The organism is Carnobacterium sp. 1290_CSPC (assembly GCF_001053265.1).
Lineage (GTDB): Bacteria > Bacillota > Bacilli > Lactobacillales > Aerococcaceae > Aerococcus > Aerococcus urinaeequi.
Window position 1 is genome coordinate 54,457 of the sequence record NZ_JVVG01000071.1, and the last position, 13,232, is coordinate 67,688.

Sequence of the window (13,232 nt, forward strand, 5' to 3'; positions counted from 1 at the left end):
ATATGCTAAAGCATTAACTCGCTCATAAGATGGAAGATATAGTTGTAGTGATGGCACATCACACAAACTATATCTGAAGCGGACACCTGACTGCTCTGAAGAGCTCAACTAACAAGGTGCGACACAAGCTGATACCATAAGAAAAGACGAACCTTTTAAGATTCGTCTCTCTCCTATTTGTTGATTTGATAAAGAATTAATTGGTTTATCCAGATGCGGGCTTGTTTACGCGCCATCGCATAATCTTTATGTACTAAAGCTTTCAACATCGTTGGGTAGATTTCTTTTAAATCATTCGCTTCACGTTTGAAGGTTGAGTGATCTTCCTTGGCTTCTTTTATGTACAATTCATGTAGGGGTTGAATTGTATTCAAGGTAACCTGTCTGAAGTATGAATTCGGATAGAAGGATACCAAATAGGTAAACATTTTGAATTCAGTATCAAAGTAAGTTTCCAAGTCATATGCTGCAAGTGATTCAGAAATATTTTGTTTCAATTCTTCAACGCGTTCGGTGTCTACTTGGACATCTTTATTTTGCATTTGCTGGAAGAGATTCATAGTTAACAATTCAATAAATTGTAGACGTTCCACAATTGCTCGTGCGTTTAGTGCATTTTTCGCTACTACCGCACCCTTGTATTGTTCAATACGAATATAATCTTCTTCAGCAAGTTGTGCCATGGCTTTTCGAACCGGCGTACGACTCATGCCTAGCGTTTCTGCAATTTCCACTTCTTTTAAGTGTGTATCTGGTAATAGCAAATTACTATCGATTTGTTCCTTTAGGTATTGATATGCTATGTCCTTATAGCTCTTAGTCTTCGCCACGGTTTTACCCCCTATAAAAAGTACAATATACCGAAATATTGTTCATCTTTTATAATACACTTGAATAGGTACCATTGCAAATGAATTTTCTTTCACTTATCCTATTGAACCCGGTTATCAAATCTAGTTAATTCGTATCTTTCTATCACATCTATCAAAGATTCCGCATAATTAGGATCGGTGGCATAGCCAGCTTCTTGCAAGGCATAGGCAGCTTCTTTATACGAACTTGCATTCAAAACACCATTATAATGTGTTTCATTCCATGAAGTGCCGTTTGCAAGTAACCTTCCGTGATCAGCTACTGATTCTTCCCAAGATGTATAAACCCGGAAAGGCTCATCCACCGTAATATATTGGCCATTCACAAATTCTTGTGTGGGTAAATCTACACTTGGATCATTTGGGCTATATGATTTACGACCAAATAAATTAAAATACTCACTAGATAATTGACTTTTACCAAAATTAGATTCTAATACTGCTTGGGCGGTGACAATACTTGGTAATACATGAGAATTAGGATATTCAGTTACTGCATATTGCCCGACTAAATCCACAAATTCTTGGTCCGTATATACCATTTCCACCTCTTCACTCGAGGTGTCACTTGACGTGGGTACGCCTTGATAGTCTTGGGAAAGGAAAAATAGCATCAATCCAAGAATTGCAAGTGTTCCTAACCATATTTCTTTACGACGTTGCGTACGTTTCTTCTTCGAAAGATATCGTACTTTTCTATGTCTTCTTTTTTTGAAAATTAACCTGAATGCTTGTTGATACCCTTTAAGCCAACCTTGCCAACCCTTTAATTTGCGTCTTGCTTGTTTCTTTCTCTTTGCCAAAATATTGTCACCTCCTTGCATACATCTTACTTTGGGCTATAATTAGTCCATTTTTCCCTTGCATTATACATAAAAAGCGTTAAGTAAACCATTACGATTACTCAACGCTTATATTAAGATTATATAAATCTAGATCATTGCCCCACCAAGATAAGCTTCTTGTACTTTCTCAGAAGTTAATAATTCATCACCAGTTCCTGATAATAAAATTTTACCAGTTTCCATAACGTAAGCACGATCAGAAATACTTAACGCTTGCTTGGCATTTTGTTCAATCAATAGTACTGTTGTACCAGCTGCATTAATTTCTTCAATAATATTGAATATTTGTTGAATGAATAATGGCGCCAACCCCATTGATGGCTCATCTAATAATAGTAATTTTGGCTTAGCCATTAAAGCTCTTGCCATGGCAACCATTTGTTGTTCCCCGCCTGATAAAGTCGCTGCGTCTTGATTTAAACGCTCTTTAATGATTGGGAAGTATTCAAATGATTTTTCCATATCCTCTTTTAAGCCATCACGGTCTTTACGAGTGTAAGCACCCATTAACAGGTTTTCCTTAACTGACATCCCTTTAAATACGTGACGCCCTTCAGGTACTTGAGAAATACCTGCTTTTACAATCTTCATTGCGTTTGATTTTAGGATATCTTGTCCTTCATAAAGAATTTGACCACTTTTAGCTGGTTTGATACCTGAAATTGTCCGTAAGGTTGTGGATTTACCCGCACCATTGGAACCGATTAGGGAAACAATCTCGCCTTGATTGACTTCAAAGCTAATCCCTTTAATCGCTTCAATCATGCCGTATGAGACTTTCAAATCTTTTACTTCTAACATTGTCATATTTTACTCGCCTCCTAAGTATGCTTTGATAACAGCTGGATTACTTTGGATTTCACTAGGTGTACCGTGGGCGATCAATTTACCGTATTCTAATACGTAGATACGTTCACACACATTCATTACTAGCGACATATCATGCTCGATAAGGACTACTGTAATGTCGAAATCCTTTTGAATTTGACGGATTAATTCGGTTAAATTAGCTGTTTCATTTGGGTTCATCCCTGCAGCTGGTTCATCCAAGAATAAGATTTTTGGCTCAGTCGCTAAGGCACGAACGATTTCTAGACGACGTTGTTGACCATATGGCAAGTTTTTCGCTTTTTCATATAGTAAATCTTGAAGGTTAAAAATACTTAGCAATTCGATTGCGCGTTCTTTTAATTCTTCTCGGTTTTTGTAGAAAGCTGGCGTACGTAAAACACTAGACAAAAAGCTAGCGCCGTGTTTAGTATGTAAAGCTACTAACACGTTGTCTAAAACAGTCAACTGACCAAATAAACGGATATTTTGAAAGGTTCTTGCTAAACCATAGCGGTTGATTTCACTTGGCTCTTTACCATTTAAAACCACGTCACCTTCGTCAGTTGATAATTTTACTTCACCTGAACTCGGCTCATAAACACCAGTCAGCAAGTTGAATAATGTCGTTTTACCTGCACCGTTAGGGCCGATAAGTCCAACTAATTCATTCTTTTCTAAATCAATATTTACATTCGATACAGCGGCTAACCCGCCAAAATTTTTATTTAAATCTTTAATCGTCAATAATGACATGGTTATGCCTCCTCTTTATCAGAATCTTTTTTCTTGCGGTTGAATAATTTACTGAATTGTAATTCAAAATCACCCATCAAACCTGATGGCTTGAATACCATGATGGCGATAATCGCGATACCATATACAACCATACGTAATTGACCTAAAGGGGCTAAAACTGAGTTTAGTAAACCTAAGGCGATAGCTGCAACGAATGAACCCGTTACTGATCCGATACCACCGAATACAACGATGATTAACACGTCGATTGAACGTTGGAAAGTGAATTGTGATGGGTTGATTACGGAGAAGTAACCTGCGTATAAAGTACCTGCGATTGAAGCTGTAACAGCACCGATTACAAAGGCGATGATTTTATACCTAGTTGTTTTTACCCCAACAGATTCGGCAGCTATTTCATTTTCCCGAACGGCAATAGTAGCACGTCCTGGACTAGAGTGGATATAGTTTACAATTAATAATGTCGTTAAAACGATGAAGATAAATAAAGTAATCCAAGTTACGTTCATTGGAATACCTGAGATACCAGCGGCACCGTTAGTGATTTTCAAGTTTTGGATGATGATACGGATAATTTCAGAAGCCCCTAAAGTTGCAATCGCTAAGTAGTCACCTTTCAAACGTAAGGTAGGAACCCCTACGATTAAAGCGACGATAGCTGCTAAAACAGCCCCAGCAGCCATACCAGCATAGAAACCGATTGGTCCTGGAATTTGCGTTGAAAGGATGGCACCAACGTAGGCACCAATCGCCATAAACCCTGCGTGACCCAGCGAGAATTGTCCCGCATAGCCCACTACTAAGTTCAAGCCAACAGCTAGGATCATATTAATCCCAATTGTCACCATAATATTTTGATAGAACGACGTTACTAATCCCATTAAATAGGCTGCCATGATTAAGAAGAATAGTCCCAAAATCACACAAATCCAAGTAATTGTTGATTTAGTAAAGAAGTTTTTTGCCCATGATCCTTTTTTCATCATACACCCTCCTATACTTTCTCTTGTGTGCCTTTACCTAACAATCCGCTAGGTTTGAAGACTAAAATGATAATTAAAATTAGGTAAACCGCAGCGTCACGCCAAGTAGATAAACCAATCATAGATACCATTGATTCAACCACACCGATTAAAATACCACCTAACATGGCACCAGGAATTGATCCGATACCACCTAAAACAGCGGCTACGAAAGCTTTAATACCTGGTGTTAGTCCCATAGTTGGCGAAATAGAATTATAGTAGATACCAACTAATACCCCACCAGCACCAGCTAAAGCCGATCCAATAGCGAAAGTAAAGGAAATGACATTGTCTACGGAAATCCCCATTAAACGCGCTGCATCAGCATCTACAGATACTGCACGCATCCCTTGACCCATTTTTGTTTGACGAACAGTGTATTGTAAGGCAATCATCAAGATAATCGTTACAATGAAGATCACTACTTGTTGTGTTGAAATCGTAAATAAACCTAAATCTAATGATAAGTTTGGTAATGATGTAGGGAAGGCACGTACTTCTGGTCCTACATAGTAGATCATAAAGTTTTGTAATAGGTAAGATACCCCTATTGCCGTAATTAAGGCTGCAATACGTGTTGATTTACGTAAAGGTTTGTATGCCACACGCTCAATAATTACCCCTAAAATTGCTGTAAAAATCATTGTTAATATAAGTGCTAGAATAATATTCATCCCTAACCCCGTAATTAACCAAAAACCAAAAAAGGCTCCAACCATATAAACATCACCGTGCGCGAAGTTAATCAAGCCGATAATTCCGTATACCATTGTATAACCTAAAGCCATAAGGGCATAAATACTACCCAAAGAGAGTCCGTTTACAAGCTGTTGCAAAAACATCTCCATTTATTTCACTTCCTTTTCCTTTTTTGAATACTTGTGAGTTGCCCCACGGCAAATATAATCCAACATTATATTTGTTCATCTTTATTAATAAAGTATGTATTTACTCATGTAACATTTAATATTTTCAACTTTTTGTCATCCCTGCCATTGCAGAAGTTGACCTAGTTACCGCAAATACCATAAGAATAAGACTGGTTTTATTATAAGAATATGCCAATTCTTATGCAATCTTTTTTAATAATTTTCTAATTTTGTTTTAAAACCGTAACACTTTTGACGATGTTAACGCTTTATTTCCTCATTTTTCAACATAAAATAAGGGAAGTCCTAGTATTAAAAAGACAAACATGTACAAAGTTTGCATTTCATCTAGAACTTCCCAAATTTGTTCTTTATTAAATGGTCAGACTACTCTATTCACTCACGATGTCGTCTGGAGAGATTGTAGTAGAACCTACAACTTCACCTTCTTGCATTTCTAGAATGTAAGCTGTCTTGATTGGATTATGTTGGTCATCGAATGAGAATGTACCGGTCGCACCAGCAAATTCTTCTGTTTCTTCAATTGCAGCTGTTACTCCAGCTGGATCACCTGATCCTGCACGTTCAATAGCGTCAATCGCTAAGTTGGCAGCATCGTATCCTAAAGCAGCAAACATGTCTGGTGTTTTACCGTATTCAGCTTCGTACGCTTCAATAAACTCTGCCGTTGCTTCTGTTGACCCTTCACCAGTTGTATAGTGAGAAGTGTAGTAGAAGTCGGTTACATTTTCCGCACCCGCTAAATCAATAAACTCTTGGCTACCAAAACCATCTGGTGCCAGAATAACTGCATCAATTCCCTTTTCACGTGCTTGTTTAACGATTGGACCACCCTCTGAATAGTAACCAGCTATAAAGATTACATCCGGATCGTCAGAAGCGATGTTATTTAGGATTGAATTGAAGTCAGAATCACCTGCAATGTATGACTCATTTGCAACAATGTTTCCTTGGAATTCTTCTTCAAACGTAGCAGATAAGTTCTGTCCGTAATCAGTTGAATTGTCTTGGATAATTGCGGCAGTTTCATAACCTTCACCATTAGCAAAACTTGCAAGTGCCGAACCTTGGAAAGCATCTTGGAAAGCTACACGGAAAACGTACTCTAATGTATTACCAGAACTATCAACTGTTAAGGTATCACCCGTCGCAGCTGGCGCAATCATTGGTATTTCAGCATTCGTTCCAGTTGGAATTTGTGCTTCAAATGCACCGGTTGTTGCTGGCCCGATAATCATTTGTACATTCTCTTCATCAATTAAGCGTGTTGCTGTATTGGCAGACTCATTTGGATCAGTACGGTTGTCAGCTTCAACATATTCGATCGTTTGACCGTTAATGCCACCAGCATCATTCGCCAGTTTAAAAGCTAATTTAACCCCTTCATTTGCCGGGCCACCATAGGCTGCACCAGCACCAGATAAGTCCCAGTTACCACCAATCTTGATAGTATCTCCGCTACTCTCGCTAGTTGAACTTGCATTGTTGGATGTTTGCGTCACTGAACCACAGGCCGCCAACATCATTAAAGAACCCATTGTTAAAAGCATTTTTTTCATTTTCATCATAAATTCCTCCAAAATTTTATATTTGGAACAATAAAGATAAGACTAATATTAGTATAAGGCGGTTCTACTCAAAAAGCAATTGATTTTTAATTTTATTTTAATTTTTAAAAAATTAATTTATCGATCAAAATTAGTTGGCAACATCCTCTGGACTTACTGCTGAAGAACCTACTTCTTCACCATTTTCCATTTCGATGATGTAAGCAGTTTTCACTGGGTTGTGGTTTTCATCAAATGAGAAAGTACCAGTTACCCCTTCAAAGTCAGTTGTTTCAGCTAAGGCATCTGTGATCGCTTGACGGTCATCTTCGCCCGCACGTTCAGCTGCATCTGCTACTAAGTAAGCTGCATCATAACCTAAAGCATCAAACATGTTTGGTGCTGAACCGTATTCTGCTTTAAAGGCTTCAACGAATTCAGTTGTTTTATCAGTTGCACCTTCACCAGTTGTATAGTGAGCAGTGTAGTAGAAGTTATTCACGTTTTCAGCGCCAGCTAATTCAACGAATTCTTCAGCCCCGAAACCATCTGGTGCTAAGATTGCTGATTCAATACCCATTTCACGGGCTTGTTTCACAATTGAACCACCTTCAGTGTAGTAACCAGCGATAAAGATTACATCCGGGTTCTTAGAAGCGATGTTATTTAAAATTGAGTTGAAGTCAGTATCACCTGAAACGTAAGATTCAGTTCCGACTACTTCACCTTCAAAGATGTCATCAAACTCAGCTGCTAAGTTTTGACCGTAGTCAGAAGAGTTATCTTGGATGATTGCTGCAGTTTCGTAACCTTCTTGGTTAGCAAATTCCGCTAATACAGAACCTTGGAAAGCATCTTGGAATGGCACACGGAATACGTATTCCAGGACATTACCAGAGCTATCTAATGTTAATGAGTCACCTGTCGCTGCTGGTGCAACAACTGGCACACTTGCGTCAGTAGCTGTTTGGATTTGTGCTTCAGTTGATCCTGTTGTATCAGAACCCACCAAAACGGAGATGTTTTCTTCATCAATTAAACGAGCAGTTTGCGTAGTTGACTCAGTTGCATCTGACTTGTTGTCTACAGAGATGTAGTTCACATCTTTACCCAAGACACCACCATCTTCATTGATTTCTTTAAAGGCTAAGGCTGCACCATCATTGATCGCAGTACCGTAAGCAGAAAAGGCACCTGATAAACCAAAGTTACCACCAACATTGAAAGTTTCGTTGTCTGCAGTGTTTGAAGCGCCTGAATTGCTAGTAGAAGTCGCAGCCCCACAAGCAGCTAAAGTGACGGTAGATAATAAAGTTAAAGCTAGTTTTCTAAATTTCATCTATATGTCCTCCCCAGAACGTAATTGATTTTAATTTTGCCTCATGTCCAAACCCAAGCGCTACATCATTATTTGCCATAAAAAAAACGACAGCCTCTTCAGGACCGTCGTTCTAACCAAGGCCCCTCTTTAACGAGAAATAGGACCCTACACATTTGTAGAATCCCCTTAGTTAATAATAATAATGTTAGCAAAGGTTGGCGAAACAAGACTATTGACATTGCAGGATTGTTTTACAACTGTTTTCATCTTGTTTCACTTCCTTTCTAATTTGTTCTTAATGAGTTGCTATTAATATAGCAAAGTTTTAAAAGGGTTACAAGCCTTTTATTAGAAATTTGCTAGAAAATCCGGAGATTCTTTTTACCATTCTGAAAGTACTAATACCTATTCTGGTGCTACTGCAGTTGATCCAACCACTTCATTATTTTGAATCTCTTGGATGTAGGCTGTTTTATTTGGTGTATGGTCTTCTTTCATTGTGATCGCACCAGTTACCCCTTGGAAGTCAGTGGTGTTAGCAATCGCTTCAGCAATGGCTTGGTTGTCTTCAGAACCCACTTCTTCTACCGCATTTGCGTATAGGTAAACTGCGTCATAACCTAGGGCCGCAAACTCATCCGGTGCTTTACCGTAGGCTTCTTCAAAGGCTGCTGAGAATTCTTGAGAGGCTTTTGAAGCATCTTCATCTGAGGCGAAATGAGATACATAGTAGATGTCATTCATGTTTTCTTCACCCGCAAGTGAGCTCAACTCTTCTGAGGCCAAACCATCCGGTCCAACAATCGCTGCTTCAATACCCATTTCACGGGCCTGTTTGATGATTGTTCCCGCTTCAGTATAGTAACCGGCAATGAAGATAACATCCGGATTTTTAGATTTAATATTCGTCAAGATAGAAGAGTAATCTGTATCGCCTGATACATAAGATTCAGTTGCTACAACATCCCCTTCAAAAGCGCTTGTAAATTCGTCTGATAGAATTTGTCCGTAATCTGACGAGTTATCTTGCATAACTGCTGCCGTTTCATAGCCTTGGTCATTTGAAAAACGTGCAATCGCGCCCCCTTGGAAGGAGTTTAGGAAGGCTACTGAGAACCCATATTCATAAGCTTCGCCATTAGAATCTAAGGTCGCCCCATCACTTGTTACCGCTGGCCCAATAAATGGCACTTGCGCTTGTGTAGCTGCATTAATTTGCGCTTGGAAGTTAGCGGTCAATGACGGCCCAACAATCGCTGATACGCCCTCTTCATCGATCAAACGCGCCGCTGCTGACGCTGATTCATTTGCATCCGACTTGTTATCCGCTTCAATATATTCAATTTGCTTGCCGTCGATCCCACCAGCTTCATTGATCTCTTCAACCGCTAGTTTCGCTCCATTATTAATATCATTCCCGTAACCAGCAGCAGAACCCGTTAACTCAAAGTTCCCACCAATTTTAATCGTGTCCTCACTCGTATTAGAATTCGAACTAGAAGTCTGCGTCAAATTTCCACAACCCGCAATTACCATTGTTGACAGCAACATGACTGAGAAACGTTTAATCCCTTTAATATTCATCATAAATCCTCCTATATCTCCACTATAATTTTAAACTTTAATATAATTGCCGATCCCCTTCTTTGAAAAAGGGGATTCCTTAACTCAAAATATTCTCCTTCATTCTCGTCACTCTTCTTAGCTAACTGATCCCAATAAAAAAGCCGGCGCTTCGTGAGATACGAACCACCGGCTAATTAGCTAGGCCCATATTTCATGGAAAAAAGGACCCTACATCATGTTGTAGAACCCTAACTAAGCTAATAAAAGTAATAAAGATGCGTGAGAAATACTAAGCGGGTTTGAAGCCCAAATAGCCATCGATGATTTTTTGTTCATGTTAGTCATGGTACCTCGCTCCTTTTCGTTTTTCTGAGTTGTCTATAATATACCAAATTAAATTCTAATAATAAAGCTTTATTTTAATCATTTTATCATTTTTTTTGAAATCGTCTACTTATCGCCCTAACTTGACTCTAACCGTTTTATTTATATCTTTTATGGCTTATTCCTGCCTATTTCATTTTTCCTATTGATTCCAGCTAATCTTTCCCAGTGGTCTATATAATGATAGTAAAATCAACAAAGCAGTGAAGTTCTGACGTCTGTAATTCAAATGATTATGCTGATAGGGTTTGTCGCTGAATGACAACAATTATTAAAAGCACCAATAACCTTAGCCGGAACTGTTCAGTTTCTAACCTTCTTTCAAAATAATGGTTTCATGGGCCTCCTTTTAATCCTCGCCTTATACGGGCCTGACGCCACGTTCTATATCTCGCTCATCAATATCCCAACCAATTTTTTTATCTATTACTTTGGGGTCTGGGCCATGTCACGAGGCAATGATACCGATTTATATCCTAAACAATTGGCAAAACGACTCTTACTTTCAACCCTTGTCTCAGTCGCACCTATTCGATTACTGATTAATGTCTTAGATTTAGTTTAGTTTACAAAAAGAGGACTGTCTCCTTTAATCGAGACAGCCCTCTTTTGGTATCTTATATTAGTATCAATTATTTACGTTTACGTCCTGGTAAGGCTAAACCTAATCCAGCAACGATTGCTGAGAAGGCAAATCCAAAGCCACCTGCTGTGAATCCAGCTTTTGGCAATGTAGCCGCAGCCACTACAGCTGCTTCTTTTTCTTCAGCTTTAGATGATTTACCTGGTGTTTTAGGATCAGCTTTATCTGCTGCTTTATCTATTGTTTTATCTGTAGAACCAGCTTCAGTTGAACCTGATTGTCCACCCGTTTTACCTGAAGTCGCTTCTTCTTCTGCTTCACCGCCAGTTGTTTCTTCTGCTTCACCGCCAGTTGTTTCTTCTGCCGGAGTTTCCTCTGCAGGCGTTTCTTCACCTGGTACTTCTTCGCCCGGAACTTCTTCAGCTGGTGTTTCACCAGCTTCAGCAAGTAAAGCTTCGTAGTCAGCAGTTAACATTGGGATGATTTGGTTTTGTGGTAATTCGTCAGCGTAGTCTGCTAAGTTAACAACGCCAGTTTCCATTGCATCCATCACAACACGGTCTAACGAAGGTCCTTCTTCACGTTCACCAGATAGCATCGTATAGCCGTCCCCGCCTTGTGCTAAGAAATCGTTAGTTGCCATGAAGTAGCTACCATTTGCGTCATCAGCCACTAATTCAAATTCACCTGTTTCACGGTTTAAGATGTAAACACCTAATACACGTTGACCTGCTTCTAATGTTGGGTCGAAGTAGATTTTGATGTCAGAAGATACTTGTAAGAAACCACCTAAAGCTGCTAGACTTGGTAAGTTTGAGTCTTCATCGATTGCTTCTACAGTGTATTGACCATCAGAAGATGAATAAGGTTCCGTTACAGTCGTTGCTGAGTAAGCCAATTCAAACATGTCGTAAATTGTTTCACCAGTTACTTGGATTTGAGAGATGATATTACCAAATGGTAAAACAGCAATCACGTCGCCTTCAGTGATTGGTTCACCTTGAACAATTTGCTCACGAATACCACCACCGTTGATCATAGCGAAATCAGTCGGGTTGTTGAAACCACCGTTACGGCCGTATTCAACCATTGCGTCGGTAATGTATGTACCTGAGTTTGTTTCGTGTGAACGCACGTACTCACGAACACCGTTAAACCAGATTGGATTTTCTTCAACGATCACACGACCTGTTTCTTCTTCAAAAGCCACAGAAGCTTCATCAACAATCGCTTGAACTGTTTCATTTGTACGGCCAGCAGTTACTTGGTTGCCCTCTTCGTCAAATTCATAACCAATTGTTTCTAAGGCTGTTTGTGCATCCACTAATTGACCCTCTGTTAATGAAGGATCAACAAGGTTCAATGTCACTAAACCAATGTTATTTAAAGCAGTACCAGTTTGTTGTAACAAGACATTACCGTAACGTTCATTGGCAAAAGCTGTATGAGAGTGACCATCTAAAATGATAATTTGGTAAGCATCGAATGTTGCAACGTCATCTAAAGCCGCTGCTAAAGCAGTTGCGCGCCATTCTTCATTTGTTGTTGCATCTATACCTAAGTGAGATAAGACGATAAAGGCGTCTTCAATTGTTGTTTGGTCTTCGATTAAACGATTAATTTCATTAACTGTTGTATCAATTGGAGATAAGAATTCAATATTTTGAACGTTATTTGGATGTGTTTTAGTCGCTGTTTCTGGTGTTGTTACCCCAACGACACCTAAGTTATACCCTTGTGTCGAAACGTTTGTAGAAGATCCAAATACTAACTCTTGGCTATCTGCATATACAGTGTTTACTGATAATACTGGGAAACCAGTTTTGTCTTGATAACCAGTTGCAACATCTTGACCGAAGTCAAATTCATGGTTACCCACTGCCATTGCGTCATAGCCAGCTTCGTTCATCGCTTCAGCCATTGCTGCACCTTCATCATGGTTAGATAAAGGTAAACCTTGGAAGGCATCCCCAGCATCTACAATCACATCTGCGTCAACTTCTTCAAAATATTGGGCTGCATTTGCAATACCAATTACACCGTTAGCTTGTTCAGCACGACCGTGAATGTCATTTGTATGGACAATGGTAATTTCATCCACACGACCATCACCATCCGTATCTGCGTCGCTTGCTGGAGTCGTTACAGGTGTTTCAACGGCTACTTCTGACACTGTTAAGTCCTCAGTAATCACGTCTTCAACAACTGGATCTACAAGTGTTGATTCTTCAACGACAGGTTCAGTAGTTACTTCTTCTGTTGTTTCAGTTACTGCTGAAGATGCTGCTGTTTCGCTTGCTACAGTTTCTTCGACTGCTGACGCTTCCTCAGTTGTAGTTGCTTCTTCGACAACAACTTCAGAAGTGGTAGCTTCAGTACTTGTGGCATTTGATGCAGGTGTTTCTACGACGGCGGTTACTTCTGCTGCTTTAGCTTGAGGTGTAGCTGCTAAACCAACGATACCTGTTGCTGCGATAGATAACACAATACGACTAGTAGAAATAAAATAACGTTTTGACATGTTCTCCTCCTCATATAAAACCCAATAAGTGTCCCACTTAGCATAATACCGACTAAATGTTAATATCGCTATTTATATGATGTAAATTTTG

10 protein-coding genes are annotated in these 13,232 nt (G+C 39.3%); all 10 read right to left on the minus strand.

Annotation, left to right across the window (positions count from 1 at the left end; genetic code table 11):
• Window positions 1-173: 173 nt before the first annotated feature.
• The 10 genes from AC973_RS06430 to AC973_RS06475 all read right to left on the minus strand — a co-directional run bounded on the left by AC973_RS06430 (window position 174) and on the right by AC973_RS06475 (window position 13,141).
• Window positions 174-830 (minus strand): GntR family transcriptional regulator, encoded by a 657-nt coding sequence (locus AC973_RS06430; protein WP_016897923.1) that lies wholly within the window; start codon window positions 828-830, stop codon window positions 174-176.
• A gap of 101 nt (window positions 831-931) precedes the next feature.
• Window positions 932-1,675 carry a glycoside hydrolase family 73 protein gene (locus AC973_RS06435; RefSeq protein WP_048728830.1) on the minus strand — a complete coding sequence of 248 codons (744 nt, stop codon included), beginning with the start codon at window positions 1,673-1,675 and terminating at the stop codon, window positions 932-934.
• A 129-nt stretch (window positions 1,676-1,804) separates the two neighbouring features.
• Window positions 1,805-2,524 carry an ABC transporter ATP-binding protein gene (locus AC973_RS06440; RefSeq protein ID WP_048728832.1) on the minus strand — a complete coding sequence of 240 codons (720 nt, stop codon included), beginning with the start codon at window positions 2,522-2,524 and terminating at the stop codon, window positions 1,805-1,807.
• Window positions 2,525-2,527: 3 nt separating this feature from the next.
• Window positions 2,528-3,301: an ABC transporter ATP-binding protein gene (locus AC973_RS06445; RefSeq protein WP_016897926.1), complete on the minus strand. Its 774-nt coding sequence runs from the start codon at window positions 3,299-3,301 to the stop codon at window positions 2,528-2,530.
• Window positions 3,302-3,303: 2 nt separating this feature from the next.
• On the minus strand, window positions 3,304-4,290 hold the full coding sequence (locus AC973_RS06450) for a branched-chain amino acid ABC transporter permease (RefSeq protein ID WP_048728839.1): 987 nt from the start codon (window positions 4,288-4,290) through the stop codon (window positions 3,304-3,306).
• A gap of 8 nt (window positions 4,291-4,298) precedes the next feature.
• Window positions 4,299-5,177: a branched-chain amino acid ABC transporter permease gene (locus tag AC973_RS06455; RefSeq protein ID WP_048728841.1), complete on the minus strand. Its 879-nt coding sequence runs from the start codon at window positions 5,175-5,177 to the stop codon at window positions 4,299-4,301.
• A 413-nt stretch (window positions 5,178-5,590) separates the two neighbouring features.
• Entirely contained in the window at window positions 5,591-6,784 is a 1,194-nt protein-coding gene (locus tag AC973_RS06460) for an ABC transporter substrate-binding protein (RefSeq protein ID WP_048728843.1), read from the minus strand.
• 133 nt (window positions 6,785-6,917) lie between these two features.
• Window positions 6,918-8,105 carry an ABC transporter substrate-binding protein gene (locus tag AC973_RS06465; RefSeq protein ID WP_048728844.1) on the minus strand — a complete coding sequence of 396 codons (1,188 nt, stop codon included), beginning with the start codon at window positions 8,103-8,105 and terminating at the stop codon, window positions 6,918-6,920.
• Between the two features lie 387 nt (window positions 8,106-8,492).
• Entirely contained in the window at window positions 8,493-9,671 is a 1,179-nt protein-coding gene (locus AC973_RS06470; protein ID WP_048728847.1) for an ABC transporter substrate-binding protein, read from the minus strand.
• 998 nt (window positions 9,672-10,669) lie between these two features.
• Window positions 10,670-13,141: a 5'-nucleotidase C-terminal domain-containing protein gene (locus tag AC973_RS06475; RefSeq protein WP_048728849.1), complete on the minus strand. Its 2,472-nt coding sequence runs from the start codon at window positions 13,139-13,141 to the stop codon at window positions 10,670-10,672.
• Between the last annotated feature and the right edge of the window lie 91 nt (window positions 13,142-13,232).